The following is a 21,609-nucleotide window of genomic DNA, read 5'->3' on the forward strand; positions in this document are numbered from 1 at the left end:
AAAATGTTATCAATAAAAAATTTACACGCCTCCATTGGAGACAAAGAAATCCTTAAAGGAATCAACCTTGAAGTAAAAGCTGGAGAAATTCACGCGATTATGGGACCAAACGGTGCCGGAAAAAGTACGCTTGCTTCCATCATTGCCGGAAACGAAAATTACGAAGTGACTGAAGGCGAAATCTCGTTGGACGGAGAAGATCTTTCTGAATTGGCTCCAGAAGAAAGAGCACATAAAGGAGTATTCTTATCGTTTCAATATCCAGTTGAAATCCCAGGAGTTTCGGTAACGAACTTTATGAGAACTGCGATCAACGAAACTCGTAAAGCCAACAAACTCGAAGAAATGCCGGCAAATGAAATGCTGAAATTTATTCGTGAAAAATCAGAATTGTTAGAAATCGACCGTAAATTTTTGTCTCGTTCTTTAAACGAAGGTTTTTCAGGTGGTGAGAAAAAACGTAACGAGATTTTCCAAATGGCAATGTTGGAACCAAAATTGGCCATCCTTGATGAAACCGATTCTGGTCTTGACATTGACGCCTTGCGTATTGTTGCCAATGGTGTAAACAAATTGAAAAGCGACAAAAACGCCATCGTTGTTATCACACACTACCAAAGATTATTGGATTATATCGTTCCTGATTTTGTTCACGTATTATATAACGGAAAAATTGTAAAATCCGGAGGCAAAGAACTGGCTCACGAGCTTGAAGAAAAAGGATACGACTGGATCAAACTAGAACAAGAAGCGTAAAAATAGTTTGCAGTTTACAGTTTGCAGTTTGCAAAACTCATAACTTATAACTCATAACTTATAACTACCAATAATGGAATTAAAAGAAAAATTACTTTCGTCTTTTATGGCTTTCGAAGAGCAAATTGATGTTCATTCAGAACTTCACGATGTGAGAACTTCGGCTATAAAAAACTTTGAAAACAAAGGTTTCCCAACTAAAAAAGAAGAATCCTGGAAATATACTTCGCTAAATGCCATCCTGAAAAATGACTTTACTGTATTTCCAAAACACGAAAATTCAATTGAGTTTAGAGATGTAAAAAAATATTTCATCCACGAAATTGACACTTACAAAGTAGTCTTTATTGATGGTGTATTTAGTTCTAATTTGTCTTCTACCACTCACGAAGGAATTGATGTTTGCTTGATGTCATCGGCATTGAACAAGCCAAAATATAAAATGGTAATTGATACTTATTTTAATCAAATTGCAAGCAAAGACGAGAGTTTGACTTCGTTAAATACGGCTTTCGCCAATGAAGGAGCCTACATCAATATCCCAAAAAAGACTGTAGCTCGAAAACCTATCGAGATTATGTATTTCTCTACAGGAACTGAAGCTGCACTTATGGTACAACCCAGAAATTTGGTTATTGTTGGCGAAAATTCACACGTTCAAATCATTGAAAGACATCAAAGTTTGAATGAAAATCCCGTTTTGACCAATTCGGTTACTGAGATTTTTGCACAAAAACGTGCTATTGTAGATTATTATAAAATCCAGAACGACAATCACGCAGCCAATCTAATTGACAATACTTACGTTTCCCAAAAACAAGAAAGCCACGTTTCTGTTCACACTTTCTCTTTTGGAGGAAATCTGACTCGAAACAACTTGAATTTTTACCATTTTGGCGAAAGATTGACCAGCACCTTAAACGGAATCACCATCATTGGCGAAAAACAGCACGTGGATCATTACACTTTAGTGCATCACGCTGCGCCAAATTGCGAAAGTTTCCAAGACTATAAAGGAATTTTTTCTGATAATTCAACAGGTGTTTTCAACGGAAAAGTATATGTGGAAAAAGATGCTCAAAAAACCAATGCTTTCCAAAAAAGCAACAACATTTTATTGGGCAATAAATCAACGATAAATGCCAAACCACAATTGGAAATTTTTGCCGATGACGTAAAATGTTCTCACGGTTGCACGGTTGGACAACTTGATGAAACCGCAATGTTCTATATGCAACAACGTGGAATTCCAAAGAAAGAAGCTAAAGCATTATTGATGTACGCCTTCTCGAATGCCGTAATCGAAAACATCAAAATACCAGAAATAAAACAACGAATCACCAAGATTATCGCCTTGAAATTAGGCGTTAAAATTGGATTTGATTTGTAGTATTAGTAGTTAATTATAATTTTAAAAACCCGACGGATTTCAAAAATCTGTCGGGTTTTTTTATTTCTTTAAACTCCCCACAATCCCACTCAACAATCCATTAAAATCAAAATCAGGATCTTCTTTCAAACCCATTCGCACAATTACTAAATCGTGGCTTGGGAAAATGGCGACCATTTGTCCTTGATAACCGCTGCAATAAAACATATTTCTTGGTACATCAGGAAATTTTCCGCCGGCATTAAGCCAAAAATGTGCACCATATTTCCCTTTGGAACCATTAGTTGGAGTCGAAACATATTTTGCCCAACTTTTATTAAATAATTGATCACCATTCCAATTGCCTTTGTGCAAATACAATAAACCAAGTTTAGACCAATCACGTGCTGTTGCCCAACCATAAGACGAACCAACATAATTTCCCGCCATATCCGTTTCAATAAGCATTGAGTTCATCCCGATTTTATCAATTAAAGCCGAATACCAAAAATCAAGATAGCCCTGATGCGTTTTGAATTGATTCCTCAAAATTCCCGACAGTAAATTTGTAGTTCCTGAAGAGTAATACCAAGAAGCATTCGTCACTCCAACCAGTGGTTTGTTGATTTGGGATTTTGACATATCAGCATCATAGAAAAGCATTTTTGTCACGTCCGAAATCTTGCTGTAATCTTCCTTCCATTCCAAGCCTGAGTTCATATGCAGCAAATCGGAAATAGTAATAGTTGCACGTTCATCATTTCTCCATTCAGCAATTGGAGCTGGTTTCGAAACATCGATTTTTCCTTGTTTTTGCAAGATTCCAAAAATCGTGGCAGTAACGCTTTTGGTCATAGACCAACCCAAAATTTTAGAATTTTTATTGAAACCCGTGTCATATTTTTCGGCAATAATTTTGTCTTTATAGATGACCAAAACTGCTCGTGTTCTTTTCTTTTTTTCGCCTATTATATCAAAAGCATTGGCAACAGCCGCATTCAATTTTACATAATCAACATTTGCAAAAACCGTATCCTTCGGTTCAATGTTACCATACGGAAAAGGTAAATTAGTTGAAATTTTTGTTCTTTTTGGAACTTTATACGGTTTTGAAACATCAAAATCATCATTGATTAATGTTGCTCCTAAACCCTCACGGTAAATCGCTTTCCGTTGTTTTAATCCATAAACAGTAGCCGTTGCGAATTTTCCGTTTTCGTCAATTTTGTTACTCGCTAATTTTATGGGTAGAAAGTCATTATCACCATTTTCAATCATTTCTTGGGAACGATTGTCAATAAAATGTCCTGAAGCCACGCTTTTGGCTGAAAAGCCGGAGAGTAAATCCAGAGGATAATTAATGTAGACAAAGTAAATTAAAAAAACAAAAAGAGCAAGAGCAAGGAATTTGAATATTTTTTTCATACGTAGGTAATTACAAGAGAATGCAAGTTAAGAAAATATAAGAATAAAAAAATTCAAGCGCCCTTAAATGAATTTAAATGCCTTATATTGTATGAGAAAAGTTAGGATATATTAACAAATGTTTGCTGATAAAGTGTTTCAAATATATTACTTTTGTATTTAGAACTTTTCTAAATAACAAAATGTTAGATATAAATAAAATTAGAGCCGATTTTCCAATACTTTCAAGAACTGTAAACGGGAAACCATTGGTTTATTTTGACAACGGCGCAACCAATCAAAAGCCTCAAATCGTGATTGATGCGATTGCCAAATATTATCAGGAAATCAATGCCAACATCCATCGCGGTGTACATACTTTGAGTCAATTAGCCACCGATGCTTATGAAGTTTCGCGTGCTAAAATTCAAAGTCATATTAATGCAAAATTTGCTCACGAAGTTATTTTTACTTCGGGAACGACACATGGAATTAATGCTGTTGCCAATGGTTTTGCTTCGCTATTAAAATCAGGTGACGAAGTTTTAGTTTCGGCAATGGAACATCACAGTAATATTGTGCCTTGGCAAATGTTGTGCGAACGAACTGGAGCTGTTTTGAAAGTAATTCCAATGAATGAAAACGGAGAATTGATTATGGCCGAATTCGATAAATTATTATCGGATAAAACCAAAATCGTGACGGTGAATCACATCTCAAATGCTTTAGGAACTATCAATCCCGTGAAATATATGATTGATAAAACGCACGAATTTGGCGCTGCGATTTTGATTGACGGAGCGCAAGCAGTTCCCCATTTAAAACCCGATGTTCAGGAATTAGATTGTGATTTTTACGTTTTTTCCGGACACAAAATGTGTGGTCCTACAGGAACCGGAATTTTATACGGAAAAGAAGCTTGGCTCAACAAATTACCTCCTTATCAAGGTGGTGGCGAAATGATTAAGGAAGTGACTTTTGAGAAGACGACTTATGCCGATTTACCGCATAAATTTGAAGCAGGAACGCCGAATATTGCTGGTGGAATTGTCTTGGGAACCGCAGTTGATTATTTGAATTCTGTTGGTTTTGACAATATTCAACAACAGGAAAAAGAATTGGTAGAATACGGAACACAAAAATTATTGGAAATTGAAGGTTTGAAAATTTTTGGCACAGCCAAGGAAAAAACATCGGTGATTTCGTTTAATGTTGGTGAAATTCATCCGTATGATATTGGAACGATTGTAGATAAATTGGGAATAGCTGTGAGAACGGGACATCATTGCGCACAACCCATTATGGATTTTTTTAAAATTCCGGGAACCATTCGAGCTTCGTTTTCATTTTATAATACCAAGGAAGAAATTGACGTTATGGTAGAAGCTGTTAAAAAAGCGCAACTAATGTTATCTTAAAAATAAAAAAATGAAACTATTCACAGTAATTTTATTGAGTGTTTTCCTTAGCAAAAGTTGTGAAGGTCAAAACAAAAATGACTTGAAAACAGCTGTTTTGGAATATACTGCCAATACCAGAGGTTTTTATCAGAAGATAACAATCCAAGATCAAATGGTTTCAGTTTCGAAAGATAGAAGCGGTAATAACAAAGCTGCTGCAACAAAAATTTCGGATAAAGATTGGAAGGAATTGGTCGGTTATTTTGAAAGTTTCGAATTAAATAAAATAGCAACTTTAAAAGCTCCAACTGAAAAACGTTTTTACGATGGTGCTGCTATAGCGAATTTGAAAGTTGTTTATAAAGACAAGAATTATGAAACCGAATCTTTTGATCATGGTTATCCGCCAGCAGAAATCAAAAAATTAGTTGATAAAATAAATACCTTTGCTAAAAAAGAATAATGACAATTAAAGAAATACAAGAAGAAATAGTAGACGAGTTTTCAATGTTTGACGATTGGATGCAACGCTATGAGTATATTATTGATTTGGGTAAAAACTTACCTTTAATTCAAGAAGAATTCAAAACCGATGACAATATCATCAAAGGATGCCAGTCAAAAGTGTGGCTAAAAGGAGAACAAAAAGACGATAGAATAGTTTTCACCGCTGATAGTGATGCCATTTTGACCAAAGGAATAATTGCCATATTAATTCGGGTTTTCTCAAACCAAAAGGCTTCGAATATTCTGAATGCTGATATGGATTTTATTGACAAAATTGGTTTAAAAGAGCATTTGTCACCAACACGAGCCAATGGTTTGGTTTCGATGATAAAAAATATAAAAATGTACGCATTGGCATTCGATGCAAATAAATAAAAAATTATGGAACAAGTAATTGACACAAACACATTAGGAATTGATATTGTAGCTAAATTAAAAACCATCTACGACCCAGAAATTCCTGTAGATATTTACGAATTAGGATTGATTTATGACGTAATGGTAAGTACTGATTATGAAGTAAAAATCCTGATGACACTAACATCTCCAAACTGCCCTGTTGCAGAAAGTTTGCCAAGAGAAGTTGAAGAGAAAGTTAAATCTATTGAGCATGTAAAAGGTGCCGAAGTGGAAATCACATTTGATCCACCATGGAGCAAAGATTTAATGAGCGAGGAAGCAAAATTAGAACTGGGAATGCTTTAGTAAAAAGTGTTCAGTGTTCAGTCTTTTAGTATTCAGTTAGTAGCTGATTACTGACCACTGATTACTGACCACTGAATATTTAAAAAATGGAAGAAATTGTAAATAAAGTTGCTAATAGCGCCTTGGAAGTTTTCGATCTTGAAGATTATTATCCAAAGGGAATTCGGGCGCAAATTGATATTTCTGGTTGGCTTCTTGAAGGATTTTTATTGAAAGAAAAAGACTTTAGAGAGCATCTTAAAAACCACAATTGGTCACAATACCAAGACCAATATGTGGCTATCAATTGTAGCACTGATGCTATTGTTCCCGCTTGGGCATCTATTTTGGTTGCTGTGCAATTGGCTCCTTTTGCCAAGAAAATCGTGAACGGAACAATTGAAGATTTGGATTCATCTTTATATGAAGAAATACTATCTAAAATAGATTATTCGGTTTATGAGAACAAGGCAGTAATTATAAAAGGTTGTTCGAAAAAACCAGTTCCAATGCGTGCTTATATTTTGGCGGCACACTATCTGCAGCCTTTTGCCAGAAGTATTATGTACGGCGAAGCGTGTTCAGCGGTACCGCTTTTTAAGAAAAAATAAAATTTCTTCTGATTCTATTCTTTCTCTTCTTTCTCAACAGCATCCTTATAATCCGGATACAAAAACTTGTTATACGGAAAACGGGTGATGTGAATTTGTCGCACGGCTTCATAAAGACGTTCTCTTAATTCCTCGAAATTTTCTTTTTCTGTTGCCGAAATAAACAAAGCGTTTTCTTCACCCACACGATGCATCCAAGTTGTTTTCCATTCTTCGAGTGTAAAATGTCTTGGCGTTTTTTCAGTCATTAAATCGTCTTCATCGATGGTCAAATGTTTATAAGCATCAATTTTATTGAAAACCATAATTACTGGTTTGTTATTCGCTTTTATGTCCAATAAAGTTTGATTTACTGATGCGATATGATCTTCGAATTCAGGATGTGAAATATCAACAACGTGCAATAACAAATCGGCTTCACGAACCTCATCAAGCGTACTTTTGAAAGAATCAACCAATTGTGTTGGCAGTTTTCGAATAAATCCTACGGTGTCAGATAACAGAAAAGGCAAGTTTTTTATCACCACTTTTCGAACCGTTGTGTCCAAAGTGGCGAAAAGCTTGTTCTCTACAAAAACATCACTTTTCCCAATGGCATTCATCAAAGTCGATTTCCCAACATTGGTATAACCCACCAAAGCCACACGAACCATAGCGCCACGATTGCTGCGTTGAACACCCATTTGTTTGTCTATCGCTTTAATTTTATCTTTTAACAATGATATTCTATCGCGAACAATTCGTCTGTCGGTTTCAATCTCGGTTTCACCAGGTCCACGCATCCCAATTCCACCTTTTTGACGTTCCAAGTGTGTCCAAAGACCCGATAATCTTGGCAACAAATAGATACATTGTGCCAATTCTACTTGCGTTCTGGCATAAGAAGTTTCGGCTCTTTGGGCAAAAATATCTAAGATAAGATTGGTTCTGTCCAAGATTTTGCAATCTATAATTTTGGAAATATTTTTTTGTTGGGAAGGCGTTAATTCATCATCAAATATCAAGGTCGAAATCTCATTTTCTTTTACAAAAAGATTGATTTCTTCTATTTTTCCAGTTCCAACGAAAGTCTTGGGATTGGGACGTTCCATTTTTTGCGAAAAGCGTTTCACAACTTGACCTCCAGCGGTAAAAGTCAAAAACTCCAATTCATCAAGATACTCGTTGAGTTTCTCTTCGCTTTGATTTTGGGTAACGATGCCGACAATGGCTGTTTTTTCGAAATTTATTGTTTCTTTTTCTAACATAACTTTTAATAAGATGCAAATTTAACGATTTGCAAGGGACTTATGGGGGAATGGGTTTATAAAAATTAGTCAACTTTTTGGAACAACACAAAACTATAACCGAATAGAAACTATTCGATTGCCTTAATTCTGGACACCATCAATGCAATCATAAATCCAAAAATACCAATAAAGGCGAATGAAAATCGCAAGCCAAATAATTCAGAAATATAACCAATGATTGGCGGTCCCATTAAAAAGCCCAAGAAACTTATACTGGAAACAGCTGTCAAAGCTTCGCCTGTTGGGATTGTTGGATGTTTTCCCGCAATGCTATAAAGAGTCGGTATAATGGTAGAAACGCCCAGTCCTACAACCATAAAAGCGATAGTTGAAGGAACTATGAATGGAAAAATTACTGCGGTAAATAAACCTGATGAAATCATAATCCCACTGATTTGCATCACTTTTTTTCGTCCAAATCTATTAATTAAACCATCACCAAAAAATCGACCGCTTGCCATCATAATCATAAAAGAAGTATATCCCAAAATAACCAAGGAACCGGGAACTTTGATAACGTCTTTGAAATAAACCCCGCTCCAATCGAACATAATGCCTTCGCTTGCCATACTACAAAAACCAATTATTCCCAACAAAATTAGTGACTTGTCGCGTTTTCTGAATCCTTTTTTCTTTTCTTGTCGGGGAATTTCTTTGGCCTTAATCAAAAATTTGAAGTTAAAAGCAACGAGCAAAAGTACGATTGCAGCAACAATTAAAAAATGCGTATACGTGGCTAGATTCAGGGATAACATTCCCAAGCCTACTAAAGCACCCGTAAACCCGGCCAAACTCCACACGCCATGAAAAGAAGACATAATCGTTCTTTTGAAAAGTCCTTCGGTATAAACTCCTTGAGTATTTATAGAAATATTTGATAAGTTTCCGAAAACCCCAAATAGATATAGCCCAAGTCCCAATTGCCACGCGTTTTGAGCTAATCCTATATTAGTCAAACTAAAAGCATATAGTAACGTAGAAAAAGGAAGAATGCGGTGGCTGCCAAAACGAGTAACCAGTTTACCGGAAAAAAGCATCATCGTTAACTGTCCTAATGGCAAAGCAAATAAAATCGTTCCTAATTCGCCATCACTTAAGTGTAAATCGGCTTTGATATGTGGAATTCGGCTTGCCCAGGTGGCAAAACACAAACCCATACCAAAATAAAACATCGACACTGCCCAACGAATTCTCGTCAAATACGAAGCTTTGGCATTTTGGTATGTTTTCTTGTATTTTCCCTTAGCTTTAAAACTGCTTAAAAAATCTAAATCTGTCAAACGAATAGTAATTAAAATTAAAAGGCACAAAAATACAACAATCAAGCTTACCCTTTTGCTATTGATGCTGTTAACAGAATTTTATATCGTTATTGTTTATAAATTTATCGCTTTCTTTTGCTCACTACTTTGAATAGCCACTTCAATAATTTGCATCACGTTTACGCCGTCTTGAGCAGTTACAGGTTCAGGTTTGTCATTAGCAATAGATTGATACACTCCTTCAAAAAAATCGTAATAATTTCCTTGAAGCGTTGATACTTTTTCTTTGATAATTTTGCTATTGATTTCCGTGTGCAAAAGTCCTCGATTTTCATCGGATTCTGTTCCCCAAGAAGTTAAATTTGGTTTCATTCCCAGTTTTAAATTATCTTCCTGCACGTCACCACGCGGTTTTAGAAAAGATCCTTTTTGGCCGTGAACGACATAAGAAGGAATTGCTTCTCGAACAAAAAAACCGGCTTTCAATCGCACTCTAAAATCAGGATAATAAAGCAAAATATCGAGATAATCATCCACCAATGAATGCGCTCTAGTAATTCGAATATCCGCGAAAACAGCATTAGGCAAGCCAAACAAAAACAAGGCTTGGTCAATTAAATGTGGCCCTAAATCTTTTAGAATTCCAGCGCCTGAATTAGCAGTTTCCTTGTGTTGTTTTGGACTCAAAATAGGATTATAACGGTCAAAATGAAACTCAGCTTCGACTATTTCTCCCAACAAATTAGCATCAATAATTTTTTTTACGGTTTTGAAATCACTGTCCCATCTCCTATTTTGGAAAACCGCCAATTTCAATCCTTTTTCTTTTGCCAAAGTTGCTAATTCCTGCGCTTCGGCAACCGTGGTCGTGAATGCTTTTTCGACAACAGCTTGTTTTCCGGCTAGCAAAACTTTTTTGGCGTACTCAAAATGAGTCGCAACGGGAGTATTTACAATAACCAAATCAATAGAATCGTTCTGTAAAATAGATTCTAAAGTTGGATAACTTATGACTTCAGGATAATCTTGCTGTATCAATTTTTTACTTCTTTCCCAAGAACCCATTAGTTCAAAACCTGGATGAATTGTCAAAAATGGCGCGTGAAAAACTTTCCCGGACATTCCGTAAGACAAAAGCGCTGTTTTTATTTTTTGCATATTATTTTCTTTTTGCTCTTTCATATTGTATAGGCCATTGTACATCGACACCAAGTTCTTTGGCAAAATTCAATCCCAAGTTTGGATCTCTCAAGGATTCTCTGGCGAATAAAACCATATCTGCTTTTCCGGTGGCAATGATTTCTTCCGCTTGAGAGGCTTCAGTAATTAAACCTACCGCACCAGTCAAAATTCCGGTTTCTTTTTTGATTCTTTCGGCAAATGGAACTTGATAATTGGGTTCCAATGGAATTTGCTGATGGGTTGCCAATCCGCCTGAAGAAACATCGATTAAATCCACTCCTTTTTCTTTTACAATTTTCGAAAGTTGAACCGATTCGTCGATATTCCATCCACCTTCTGCCCAATCTGTCGCAGAGATTCTGATGAATAACGGCAAATCCATAGGCCATTCGGATTGAACAGCTTCGAGAACTTCAAGCAGCAAACGAATTCTGTTTTCGAAACTGCCTCCATATTCGTCTGTCCTGAAATTAGACAAAGGTGACATAAACTGGTGCAACAAATAACCGTGTGCTGCATGGATTTCGACAACTTCAAAACCCGCTTTTAAAGCTCTTTTGGTTGCTGATTTAAAATCTGAAATTACTTTCTGGATTCCTGTTTTGTCCAATGCAATTGGAAGTTTTTCATTGGAATGAAAAGGAACAGCTGATGGTGCAACCGTATCCCAACCTCCATTGGTTTCATCCAATTTTATATTTCCTTTCCAAGGAATTGCAGCGCTTGCTTTTCTTCCGGCGTGTGCCAACTGAATTCCAGGAATTGAATTTTGTCCAATTATAAATCTGTTGATGGCTTGCATTTTTTCTATATGTTCGTCTTTCCAAATACCTAAATCACCGGGAGAAATTCGGCCTTCGGGAGAAACTGAGGTTGCTTCCTGAATGATTAATGCCGCACCGCCTGTGGCTCGACTGCCTAAATGTACTAGATGCCAATCATTGGTAAAGCCATCTTCAGCGGAATATTGGCACATTGGCGAAATAGCAATTCTGTTTTTGAATGTGATGTTTTTTATTTGTAAAGGTGAAAATAATTTGGAAGACATATTTTTGATTTTTAAAGGTAGAATAGTTCAATACTGCACAATATTTTGTAACAAAAAGTAAAGTTAAGACACATATGGTAAAGTAAAAAAGGAAAAGGGGCATTTATTAACAAATTTTTATCGTCTTAGCTAAAAGTAAACCTTTGCAACTATAATAGAAAACCTTACTTTTGTGCGCTATACAAATTAAATTAATAAAGAGGATGAGATTGCTTCGTTCCTCGCAATGACAAAGAAATGGAAATAGTTATCAAACTTTCTCAATTTTTATTGAGCTTATCATTACTGATTATACTTCACGAATTAGGACATTTTATTCCTTCCAAAATATTTAAAACACGAGTAGAAAAATTCTATTTGTTTTTTGACATAAAATATTCTTTGTTTAAAAAGAAAATTGGCGAAACCGAGTATGGAATTGGCTGGTTGCCTCTTGGTGGCTATGTAAAAATATCTGGAATGATTGACGAAAGTATGGACAAAGAACAAATGGCTTTGCCTCCTCAACCTTGGGAATTTCGTTCAAAACCGGCTTGGCAACGATTGATTATTATGCTAGGTGGCGTTATTGTAAACTTCATTTTGGCTTTTGTGATTTATATTGGAATGGCTTATGCTTATGGCGATATGTACCTCAATAATTCGGAATTGAAAGATGGAATTGCCGTTACCAGTACTGTTGGAGAAGAGTTAGGATTCAAAACTGGAGATAAAATAATTGCTATTGATGGCGAAAAAATAGCACATTTTGACGAGATTCCAATGAAACTCTTGTTTTCAAAATCAGCGCTGATTGTACGTGATGGAGCTGAACAAACCATAAATTTCCCTGTTGATTTAATCGACAAAGTATTGAAAGGTGAAAAACGACCTTTTATTGGATGGAGAGAACCTTTTGCAATAGGAAAAGTCCTTGATTCATCTGCAAATAAAACAGTGCTTTTACCAAAAGACATTATCAAATCCCTTAATGGTGAGCCAACAAAATATTCTGATCAAGTTGTTGAAATTTTAAAAAACAATAAAAACAAGACTGTTGATGCTGTTGTTTTAAGAGATGAAAAAGAAGTCCCAGTAAAAATTAATATCAACAAGGACGGCAAATTAGGGATAATTCCCGCTTCTGTAAGCATTAAAAGCCTTGAAAAACTAGGTCTTTATAAATTCAGCACGCAAGAATATAGCTTCTTTGAAGCTTTTCCTGTGGGAATTGAGAAAGGGAAAAACCAATTAGTAGGTTACGGAAAACAGCTTAAAGCGATTTTCAATCCAGACACGGGCGCTTACAAAGGCGTGGGTGGTTTTAAAGCCATATTTGATATTTTTCCTAGCACTTGGAGCTGGGAAGTGTTCTGGAATATCACCGCTTTATTGTCAATAATGCTTGGTGTGATGAATTTATTGCCTATTCCGGCGCTTGATGGTGGTCATGTAATCTTTTTATTATACGAAATGATTAGCGGCAGAAAACCAAGCGACAAGTTCCTAGAGAACGCTCAAATGGTTGGTTTCTTTCTACTTATAACTTTGTTATTGTTTGCTAATGGGAACGATATTTACAAGGCGATTGTGGGACGTTAAAATAAATTAAAATTTTTATAGATTTTATTTGCTTCAAAAAAATTAAGCCCTATATTTGCACCGCTTTAAAAGTGAAAACACACTTTCCTTCTTAGCTCAGTTGGTTAGAGCATCTGACTGTTAATCAGAGGGTCCTTGGTTCGAGCCCAAGAGAGGGAGCAAAAGCAGAAAGGCTATCAGAAATGATAGCCTTTTTTGGTTTTCACCAATAATCAAATAATTTTTTTATCCTCTTTTTGTATCTTCGTAACAAATGATCTTAAAAAACAAAAACTTAAAAAGCAAAATCATGATTAAATACACATCATTACTACTTTTTTTTCTTTTCATAAGTTGTATGGCACAAGAAAAACAAAATGACATAGCTATTCAAGACGAGGTGAAAAATTATACTATTGAAACGGTGGCCTCTGGAATTCCAATTCCTTGGGGAATGGCTTGGCTTCCTGACGGATCAATGTTAGTTACCGAAAAAAGCGGTGTTTTATATCAAATTGTAAACGGTGTGAAAAGCGAAATTAAAAATGTACCAAAAGTATACAACAGAGGACAAGGTGGCTTACTTGATATTGCCGTACATCCTAACTATGCTCAAAATGGATGGATCTACATTACTTATGCGTCCTCTGAGGGAGAAGGCGAGGGAGGCAATACCAAACTCATTCGCACCAAATTGGAAAACGGAGGCTTGACACAAATTGAATCTCTGTATAAAGCGGGTCCAAACACTACTAAAGGGCAGCATTTTGGTTCCCGAATTGTCTTTGATAAAGACGGGTTTCTTTTTTTCTCGGCTGGAGAAAGAGGGAATCATTTTGTAAACCCTCAAGACATCACTCGTGACAACGGAAAAATATACCGATTAAATGACGACGGAAGTATTCCTGCAACCAATCCTTTTGTAGGGCAAAAAGAGGCCAAAGAAGCTATTTATTGCTATGGAAATAGGAATCCGCAAGGTCTGGCAATACATCCTATAACTGGCGACATTTGGGAACATGAACATGGGCCTAAAGGAGGAGATGAAATTAACATTATTAAGAAAGGAGCTAATTATGGGTGGCCGGTCGTTACCTATGGTATCGATTATGACGGAACTACGATTAGCACCGAAACTGAAAAACCAGGTATTGAAAAACCCATTTACTATTGGCTTCCTTCTATTGCGCCAAGCGGAATGGCTTTTGTGACTAGTGATCGCTATCCGGAATGGAAAGGACATTTACTAGTAGGTTCTTTAAAATTCCAATACTTGGAATTAGTAAAATTGGAAGACAATACAATCATTGGAAGACAAAAAATTGGCACCGACATCGGACGTTTACGAAACGTGGCACAAGGTCCGGATGGTTATATTTATATTGGGGTAGAAGGAAAAGGAATTCTTAAAATCATCCCTAATTAGTATGGTAACAATAAAATATATTTTAGGATATACGGCATTGCTATTCTACACTTTTTACTTTTTAAATTTAAAATCTCCTGATGATTTCTACAAAGAAAATAATGGCTTATCTGTAGCAAAAATAGTTCAAGAAAAAACGGCCCTAGAAAAAAGTATTGTAAAAGGGAAAGAAGTGTATATGGATTTTTGTATTCAATGTCACATGGCGAATGGCAAAGGAGAAGAAAAGAATTTCCCTCCCTTGGATGGTTCTAATTGGCTGAGTAAGAATGTAAATCAAAGTATTCATGCCGTGAAATTTGGACAAACTGGGGAAATAATAGTTAATGGGGAAAAATTCAACAACACTATGACTCCCATGGGATTGTCTAATCAGGAAGTTGCCGATGTAATGAATTATATTAGGAACTCCTGGAGCAACAAGCACCACAAAATGATCAGCCTCAAACAAGTTGAAGCTATTAAACAATAAAGTAGTGCACAAGATTTTTTATTAAAAAAGACAAGAAATCGATACGCCTCCATAATAATTTATTGGATTGCCAGGATAATAATATCTTGGCGGAACAGCGCCAAAACCTAGAGCGTTGGGCACAATACTTGCCGCGTATTTTTCATTCAATGCATTATTAACACCTGCAGTCAATTCGGTTTTCAGAATTTTAAGCACCTTGAAAGCATAGGTTGTCTTAATATCGAGTAAAGAAAAGCTGTTCGTGTATTTTGTATTAGCATCATTCATGGGAATTCTGCCTGTGGTTCGGTATGAGGCAGTAACACTAAATCCCCATTTAGTGTATACATCCAGTCCAAAATTCAATTGTTTATTGGGAACATTTGTAAGTTGGTTTCCGGAATAATCAGCATCTCCATCTACAAAATCCTTAAATTTAAAATGATTTATGGCTCCTGAAAAATAAGGCGTGATTTGAAAATTATTAGATTCCAAAACTTTATAATTGACAATAAATTCAACGCCTGGATGAGAACTCGAACCAGCATTAACTCCCACATATCGATCATCGGCGGTGCGTCTAGCGACTACTAAATTTTCTATTTGTGTGCTAAAAAGGGCTGCTTCAGTATATAATTTATTGTCTAACCAATTTCCCTTGAATCCAATTTCGTAGTTCCAACCAATTTCTGGTTGCAAATCCGTATTAATTTGACCTGCTGGCGTTAGTGTTTCAGCAACTGAGGGAACCGAAAATCCTTTGCTTACTGAAGCATATATGTTTTTTAAGTTCCCCACTTTATACGAAAGTCCAATTCGTGGTGACCAAATAGAGCCAAAAGTATGGTTTTGACTTTCAGCATTGGTTTGAAAAACATCTTTTAAAGAATACTTGGTTGTATTAAGGGCAATCCCAGTCTCTAAATGCAGCTTTTTTGTTGGCCAAAATTCCATTTGTAAAAAATAATTACTGTAATTCCTTTTTTCGTTAATGGCACTGAACTGATTCCCTTGGATGCTTCCGTTTCCAGGCTGTGTTAGATACAAATTTTCAGAAAGGGAATATTCGCAATTTTCAGTAGTCATTTCGCTTCCAAAACTCAATTCAAAAGGCAAAGAAAGCATTCTATCTTTATAATTTATGTTCAAACGAAGTCCCAATGAACGCGTGTTTTCGTCCAAAATATCAAATGGTCTCGCTTCGTAAGCCTCTTTGACATTAGAAAAAATACTTGAATTTAAAGACCATTTTTTCGAAAATTGATGGTCATAGCCCAATCCCATCATAAATTTATTGTACGATTCAAATCCTTGAGCAGCATTCCAAGTAGCAGCAGCCTTTTCAGGATTGTTATTAAAATCCTTTTCACTCAAAGAACTTGGAATGTAGGCTTTTAGTTTGGTATACATCCCTATAAAAGACAAACTCCCTTTTGCGGCAATTTTTTGTTTACCAAACAAATTAAAATTTTTCCTGTCGTAGGAACTATTTGTCCTATATCCCTCATTTTGTAAATCAGAATAACTAGAATATAAATTTGAATGAATATCACTATAAGCTGCCGAAAGACGTTGTTGCAACAAACCAAAATCACCAAAAGTTGTAGTGTATTTTCCAAAAGATTCCCTCGCAGGTGTTTCTCTTGAAAACAAATGCAACACACCTCCTAATCCGGATCCAAAACTGGTTGAGTTGGGTCCTTTTATGATTTCTATTTTTTCAATAGATGCCACATCAATGTCTTCAATGACAGTTTCTCCCTCAGCCGAAGTTATTGGAATCCCATCAAAATAGGCTTTAATCCTACTCGTTCCGTAGGGTATGCGAGCTCCAATTCCACGAATGGTAATTCTATTAGTATTCAAAGCGCCTTGCTGCATATACACCCCGGGAATTTTATTCAAAACCGGAGTAAGAACAATGCCATCGGTTTTATGGATATCGATTCTGCTAATAACCGAAACGGAAGAGGCGGAATTTTGAAGTTTATTTTTTATGGGGGAAGCCTCTAAGGTTATTTCAGAAAGCGCTATCGTATCTTTTTGTACTTGGCTAAAAAGAGGGAAAACATTAAATAAAACAAATAGAAATTGGAAACTGAAAAGGATATATTTAATCATTAACTTCACCATTTAGTATTGATTATAATACTAACGAATTTAGTTCATTTTTAATTCTCATCATTAATTATATAATTTATTTGATATAACTTTCTTATGAAAAAATAATCCTTAATTTTACCCTACTTCTTAATTACTTACAAAAAACGAATTTTTAATAAATACCTCACAACAAAAATTATTTGCAGCCCCGTAGTTCAACGGATAGAATGGGAGTTTCCTAAACTTTTGATCCGAGTTCGATTCTCGGCGGGGCTACTACAAAATTATAGCCTCCTTATCAATCCTTAGTATACATAAGATAAGGAGTTGCTAAAATTATATTAATTTTGTACTTAATTTTAAGCTGAATACAAAACGATTAACATTCGAAAAGCAATTTGCTACGACCTGAAAATCTCTAATTTTCCAGTCGCACAAATCTTATAAAATCCCGTTCTACGTCATTTTAATTCTTAAGAAATGAATCAACCAAATAAACTTCTCGCAATAAAATTGACACATACTTTAATCTGGCTATTTTTTGTAGCTGTCATTTTCTATATTTTATATTCTGGAATTTTTGACAAAATTAATACGTATACTTGGATTGGTATAGGATTGATTATCTTAGAGGGAATAGTTCTATTAATTTTCAAAATGTTTTGCCCATTGACCCTATTAGCAAGAAAATATTCAAATTCTGAAAAAGACAATTTCGATATCTTTCTTCCGAATTGGCTAGCTAAAAATAACAAGTTAGTTTTTACAACAATCTATGTAGTTGGACTAGTAATAGTTTTGATACGAACTATTTTTAAAAACCATTTTATATAAAAAACGGTCGACAACACCTCATAAATTTATGCTTACTTTTAAACTAAATACCTGACAAATATTCAACTAACGATTTGCTACAACCGAAAAATATATGATTTTCTAGTCGCACAAATCTTATAACATCTCTCTATCGGCAAGAATGAAATAAACAATAACAAAAAATAGATAATTATGAGAATTGCATTTTTAATACTCGTTATAGTTCATGGACTTATCCATTTACTTGGCTTTGTTAAAGCATTTGGACTTTCAGAAGTAAAACAACTTACACAAACTATTTCAATACCTTTTGGCGTGATTTGGCTACTTGCATTTATCTTTTTTGTTATAACAGCGATAATGTTTACCTTAAACAATAGTTATTGGTGGTTTTTTGGATTTGTTGCATTGGTGACCTCTCAAGTTCTGATTATATTCTTCTGGCACGTTGCGAAGTTCGGAACAGTTGTAAATGTGATTATTCTTATCGGATCCATCATCGGATTTGGCACATGGAGTTACTATAATAAATATCAAAATGATGTAAAAACTGCTTTGCAACAAAAAGAGTATTTTCGAAATTCCGAACTGACCGAAACAGACATTCAACACTTGCCGGAACCAGTAAAAAAATATCTTCGTTATACAGGTTCTATTGGTAAACCCAAAGTGAATAATTTCAAAATAGAATTTACTGGCAAAATCAGAAAGGACGAACAATCAGAATGGATGCCATTTAATTGTGAACAGTATAACTTTATGGAAACTCCAACCCGCCTATTTTTTATGAAAGCAATAATGAAAGGTCTGCCAATTGGAGGTTATCACTTCTTTAAGAATGGAATTGCAATTATGGACATCAGACTGTTTTCATTATTCAAAGTGCAGTATCAGGACGGTGCTGAAATGAATTTGTCGGAGACGGTTACCTTTTTTAATGACATGTGTGTCGTGGCTCCACCAACACTCATTGACAAGCGAATAAAGTGGTTAGAGATTGGAAGTAATAAAGTGAAGGCATCTTTTACGAATAACAATATAACAGTTTTTGCATGGCTATATTTTAATGACAAAGGCGAACTAATAAACTTTATTTCTGATGACCGCTATGCCGGTGTTACAGGAAAACAATTCCCTTGGGCAACACCTTTGAAAGATTATCAAGAAATAAATGGGTACAAACTGATGGGAAATGCGGAGACAATATACAGTTATGCCGATAGAGATTTAGTTTATGGGACTTTCAAACTCATCAAGATAAAATATAACTGCAAAGACAATGATTAAATTGAATCAAAATGAATGTGAAATATAAATATCAGCCGCTAACAATGTATAAAATTTATGCTCAAATCGGATTTAGCACAAACTGACAAACATTCAATAATAGTATTGCTGCGTCCTAAAAATTTTCGGTTTTTAAGTCGCACAAATCTTATAAAAACCAGTTGGGAATAATTTGAACACATATTAAAACAAATAATTTATTCTTTACTTGAACGATGCGGCTTCAAACTAATTTGAACTTATTAGATAGAGAGAGTTTATTACAAAAATCTCACATTCAATAAAGGTAAATTTATGAAAGGGTGGTTATCTTTTAGAATGATAAAAAGTTAACTCCTTAATTTTATTATAATTATGTATTAAATTTATGAATTCCAGCTGCAGCTACTGGCAATACGGGGAGCAAAAGCAGAAAAGCCATCAGGAATGATAGCCTTTTTTGTTTGAAAGACTTCGTTTACTTTATTACAACTTCAATTCCATTTTTATTCTTAATTCTATTCGGGTTAAGTCTTCAAGTACGCACTAAAAAGGAATTAAAAAAACCATCAGCGCACTGATGGTCTTTTTTAAATATAATAGGATTACTTTCTATTAAACAGTTTTCACGCTAACAAAAACTCCAGTAGCACTGAAGTTTAATTTTAATTTAATTCCAGCGGCAGTAGTAATTGTAACATCATAACTTCCGTCAGATTCTAAATGAGCTTCTTTTATAGTCGCTCCGGCATAATTGTTAGTGATGTAGGTTTTGATGTTGTTTATTAAATCTTGTATGATAACTGAAACTGTTCCTGACATATGATTGTTATTAGAATCAGAGCCCACAACAAATGTACCAGTGCTGGTAAAATTCAATTCTAATCTAACTCCTGCAGCTGTATTAATATGTACTTCAAATCCACCGTTCCAATCTTTTTCTGCCGATGTAATAGTTGCGCCTGCATAATTTGTTGTGATATAAGTGGTAATTTCTGCCAATAGGTCTGCGACATCAACTGGAGTTTCGTGATTGGAATCATTATTCCCATTAGAACTTACCGAAACAAATTCGCCGGTAGCACTAAAATTTAGGTTCAGGTTAGCGCCTGCAGCAGTAGTAATAAACACATCAAAACTACCGTCAGACTCTTTGTGAGCCGAAGTAATTGTAGCTCCTGCATAAGTTGTAGTAATATACGTTGTTATACTTGCCACTAAGTCTGCAATGGCGACTGGTGTTTGAATACCGGCATGATTGTGTTTGTGATTCCCATTTATTCTAAAAACTCGTGCAGATTCAAATGTGCCATCGGCTGTAAAATCCAATTTGATTTTGCTTCCATCTGCAGCAGTAATTAAAACATCAAAACTTCCGCCGGTTTCTGAATGGGCAACATTTATCGTAGCACCTGCGTAATTGACAGAGATATAAGTCTTTATTGCAGGCAATAAATCAGAAACTGCAACTGGTGTTTCTGTTTTTGTAGACACTAAAATACCTCTGGCTGTAAAATTTAATTTAGCTATAACATTACTCATTTTTGCTGTTGCTCCGGGAGCCAAAGTGACATAAGCTACATAAGTTCCATCCGCATTCAAGTTCACTTCAGTTGTAGTAGATCCTGCATACTTCGATGCAATGTAAGTAGATATCGTAGACGGTAAAGCAGCGGCAGACACTACTTCATAAGTTGAAGCAACAGCTGAGGTCTGTGCTGCTGGTGAAACTGAATCGTTGTTAGTACAACTGAATAATACTAATGACAATACTACTGTGAAAAGGGCTTTTTGAATTGTGTTCATTTGTAAAAAATTTATGGGTTAGGTAAAAATTATGCCATATTATTCAACAGTTTTTTAGTTTAACATTATTGCTTGTTATATGTATATAACAATTAGAAATTAAATTACCCTACCATATTTTGAATTTTTTTTTTGATTAATGATTATAATAAATTAAGTGCTAAATATTCATAAAAAGGATCTTCCAATTGTTATTGACTAATTCCTTCTTTGAAACACAAGAAAATCATTCCGAAATTGAACTTTTATTCATTCAAATCTTAAAGTCACCTTAATGGTTTAAATAAAAGCAGGTATTTAGCCTATCTTTACATCATATATTAATTAGTTCTTTATGAAACAGTTCTCGAATACATTTATACTAAATATATTTCTTCTTTCCTCTTTGCTTTTTGTAAGCAGTTGCAATAATAGTAAAGCAAAAGATGTAAAAATTGAAAAAGCTACCAAAAAAACTGTGATTGATAGCTCAAAATCCAAAATCGCAAACCTCAAAATTGACACTGCTGACTATAACAAAAAAATGCTGGCGTTAAGTAATAGTGACACTACTGGAAAATGGCCTGTAAAAGCGCCATATCCATTGTCTGGCGCAATATTGCCTTACAATAGAATTATTGCTTTTTATGGCAATCTGTATTCCAAAAGAATGGGGATTTTAGGTGA

The 21,609-nt window shown here is 35.1% G+C and carries 18 protein-coding genes, 2 tRNA genes and 1 pseudogene; 14 read left to right on the top strand and 7 right to left on the bottom strand.

Going from position 1 to position 21,609, the window contains the following annotated elements; all coding sequences use genetic code 11:
- Positions 1 to 3 precede the first annotated feature (3 nt).
- Positions 4 to 756 carry a Fe-S cluster assembly ATPase SufC gene (sufC, locus tag ACH2BV_RS10015; protein WP_395050587.1) on the top strand — a complete coding sequence of 251 codons (753 nt, stop codon included), beginning with the start codon at positions 4 to 6 and terminating at the stop codon, positions 754 to 756.
- A 73-nt stretch (positions 757 to 829) separates the two neighbouring features.
- Positions 830 to 2,146, top strand: a complete 1,317-nt coding sequence (gene sufD / locus ACH2BV_RS10020; protein ID WP_395050588.1) for a Fe-S cluster assembly protein SufD — start codon at positions 830 to 832, stop codon at positions 2,144 to 2,146.
- A gap of 60 nt (positions 2,147 to 2,206) precedes the next feature.
- Here sufD and ACH2BV_RS10025 read toward each other — a convergent pair whose 3' ends face one another.
- Complete coding sequence (locus ACH2BV_RS10025) at positions 2,207 to 3,550, bottom strand: serine hydrolase domain-containing protein (RefSeq protein ID WP_395050589.1); 1,344 nt, start codon at positions 3,548 to 3,550, stop codon at positions 2,207 to 2,209.
- 182 nt (positions 3,551 to 3,732) lie between these two features.
- On the opposite strand from ACH2BV_RS10025, the gene ACH2BV_RS10030 reads away from it, so the two are divergent.
- The 5 genes from ACH2BV_RS10030 (at position 3,733) to ACH2BV_RS10050 (ending at position 6,731) form a co-directional block, all read left to right on the top strand.
- The gene (locus ACH2BV_RS10030; RefSeq protein WP_395050590.1) at positions 3,733 to 4,947 is read left to right on the top strand and encodes an aminotransferase class V-fold PLP-dependent enzyme; all 1,215 of its coding nucleotides are present in this window, start codon (positions 3,733 to 3,735) and stop codon (positions 4,945 to 4,947) included.
- A gap of 10 nt (positions 4,948 to 4,957) precedes the next feature.
- Positions 4,958 to 5,392 carry a hypothetical protein gene (locus tag ACH2BV_RS10035; protein ID WP_395050591.1) on the top strand — a complete coding sequence of 145 codons (435 nt, stop codon included), beginning with the start codon at positions 4,958 to 4,960 and terminating at the stop codon, positions 5,390 to 5,392.
- A complete protein-coding gene (locus tag ACH2BV_RS10040; RefSeq protein ID WP_395050592.1) occupies positions 5,392 to 5,811 on the top strand; it encodes a SufE family protein in 420 nt (139 codons plus the stop codon). The genes ACH2BV_RS10035 and ACH2BV_RS10040 overlap by 1 nt, the downstream gene beginning before the upstream one ends.
- Positions 5,812 to 5,817: 6 nt before the next feature.
- Positions 5,818 to 6,141: a DUF59 domain-containing protein gene (locus tag ACH2BV_RS10045; RefSeq protein ID WP_395050593.1), complete on the top strand. Its 324-nt coding sequence runs from the start codon at positions 5,818 to 5,820 to the stop codon at positions 6,139 to 6,141.
- An 86-nt stretch (positions 6,142 to 6,227) separates the two neighbouring features.
- Positions 6,228 to 6,731: a DUF2480 family protein gene (locus ACH2BV_RS10050; protein ID WP_395050594.1), complete on the top strand. Its 504-nt coding sequence runs from the start codon at positions 6,228 to 6,230 to the stop codon at positions 6,729 to 6,731.
- A gap of 14 nt (positions 6,732 to 6,745) precedes the next feature.
- Here the strand turns inward: ACH2BV_RS10050 and hflX are convergent, their stop codons facing one another.
- The 4 genes from hflX to ACH2BV_RS10070 form a co-directional block, all read right to left on the bottom strand.
- Positions 6,746 to 7,978: a GTPase HflX gene (gene hflX, locus ACH2BV_RS10055; protein ID WP_395050595.1), complete on the bottom strand. Its 1,233-nt coding sequence runs from the start codon at positions 7,976 to 7,978 to the stop codon at positions 6,746 to 6,748.
- A 110-nt stretch (positions 7,979 to 8,088) separates the two neighbouring features.
- Entirely contained in the window at positions 8,089 to 9,300 is a 1,212-nt protein-coding gene (locus ACH2BV_RS10060) for an MFS transporter (RefSeq protein ID WP_395050596.1), read from the bottom strand.
- 96 nt (positions 9,301 to 9,396) lie between these two features.
- On the bottom strand, positions 9,397 to 10,440 hold the full coding sequence (locus ACH2BV_RS10065) for a Gfo/Idh/MocA family oxidoreductase (protein WP_395050597.1): 1,044 nt from the start codon (positions 10,438 to 10,440) through the stop codon (positions 9,397 to 9,399).
- 1 nt (position 10,441) lies between these two features.
- Positions 10,442 to 11,512 carry an NADH:flavin oxidoreductase/NADH oxidase gene (locus ACH2BV_RS10070; protein ID WP_395050598.1) on the bottom strand — a complete coding sequence of 357 codons (1,071 nt, stop codon included), beginning with the start codon at positions 11,510 to 11,512 and terminating at the stop codon, positions 10,442 to 10,444.
- A 237-nt stretch (positions 11,513 to 11,749) separates the two neighbouring features.
- Here ACH2BV_RS10070 and rseP point away from each other — a divergent pair, with 237 nt between their 5' ends.
- The 4 genes from rseP (at position 11,750) to ACH2BV_RS10090 (ending at position 14,970) form a co-directional block, all read left to right on the top strand.
- Positions 11,750 to 13,093 carry an RIP metalloprotease RseP gene (gene rseP, locus ACH2BV_RS10075; RefSeq protein ID WP_395050599.1) on the top strand — a complete coding sequence of 448 codons (1,344 nt, stop codon included), beginning with the start codon at positions 11,750 to 11,752 and terminating at the stop codon, positions 13,091 to 13,093.
- Positions 13,094 to 13,178: 85 nt separating this feature from the next.
- Positions 13,179 to 13,252: transfer RNA gene (locus ACH2BV_RS10080), tRNA-Asn, on the top strand.
- Between the two features lie 130 nt (positions 13,253 to 13,382).
- On the top strand, positions 13,383 to 14,498 hold the full coding sequence (locus tag ACH2BV_RS10085) for a PQQ-dependent sugar dehydrogenase (RefSeq protein WP_395050600.1): 1,116 nt from the start codon (positions 13,383 to 13,385) through the stop codon (positions 14,496 to 14,498).
- A gap of 1 nt (position 14,499) precedes the next feature.
- Positions 14,500 to 14,970 (top strand): c-type cytochrome, encoded by a 471-nt coding sequence (locus tag ACH2BV_RS10090; RefSeq protein ID WP_395050601.1) that lies wholly within the window; start codon positions 14,500 to 14,502, stop codon positions 14,968 to 14,970.
- A 21-nt stretch (positions 14,971 to 14,991) separates the two neighbouring features.
- On the opposite strand, the gene ACH2BV_RS10095 is transcribed toward ACH2BV_RS10090, so the two are convergent.
- Positions 14,992 to 17,073: a TonB-dependent receptor family protein gene (locus ACH2BV_RS10095; RefSeq protein ID WP_395050602.1), complete on the bottom strand. Its 2,082-nt coding sequence runs from the start codon at positions 17,071 to 17,073 to the stop codon at positions 14,992 to 14,994.
- Between the two features lie 186 nt (positions 17,074 to 17,259).
- Here ACH2BV_RS10095 and ACH2BV_RS10100 point away from each other — a divergent pair.
- Together ACH2BV_RS10100 and ACH2BV_RS10105 are read left to right on the top strand one after the other, a co-directional pair.
- Positions 17,260 to 17,331, top strand: a tRNA-Arg gene (locus tag ACH2BV_RS10100).
- A 732-nt stretch (positions 17,332 to 18,063) separates the two neighbouring features.
- Positions 18,064 to 19,158 (top strand): DUF6544 family protein, encoded by a 1,095-nt coding sequence (locus ACH2BV_RS10105; protein WP_395050603.1) that lies wholly within the window; start codon positions 18,064 to 18,066, stop codon positions 19,156 to 19,158.
- A gap of 594 nt (positions 19,159 to 19,752) precedes the next feature.
- Here the strand turns inward: ACH2BV_RS10105 and ACH2BV_RS10110 are convergent.
- On the bottom strand, positions 19,753 to 20,943 hold the full coding sequence (locus tag ACH2BV_RS10110; RefSeq protein ID WP_395050604.1) for a PepSY-like domain-containing protein: 1,191 nt from the start codon (positions 20,941 to 20,943) through the stop codon (positions 19,753 to 19,755).
- Between the two features lie 334 nt (positions 20,944 to 21,277).
- Between ACH2BV_RS10110 and ACH2BV_RS10115 the strand changes: the two are divergent.
- Positions 21,278 to 21,609 (top strand): annotated as a pseudogene (locus tag ACH2BV_RS10115) (hypothetical protein); the annotation flags it as partial.

Origin of the sequence: Flavobacterium sp. (assembly GCF_043780635.1) — a bacterium.
In the GTDB taxonomy this organism is placed as follows: Bacteria; Bacteroidota; Bacteroidia; order Flavobacteriales; family Flavobacteriaceae; genus Flavobacterium.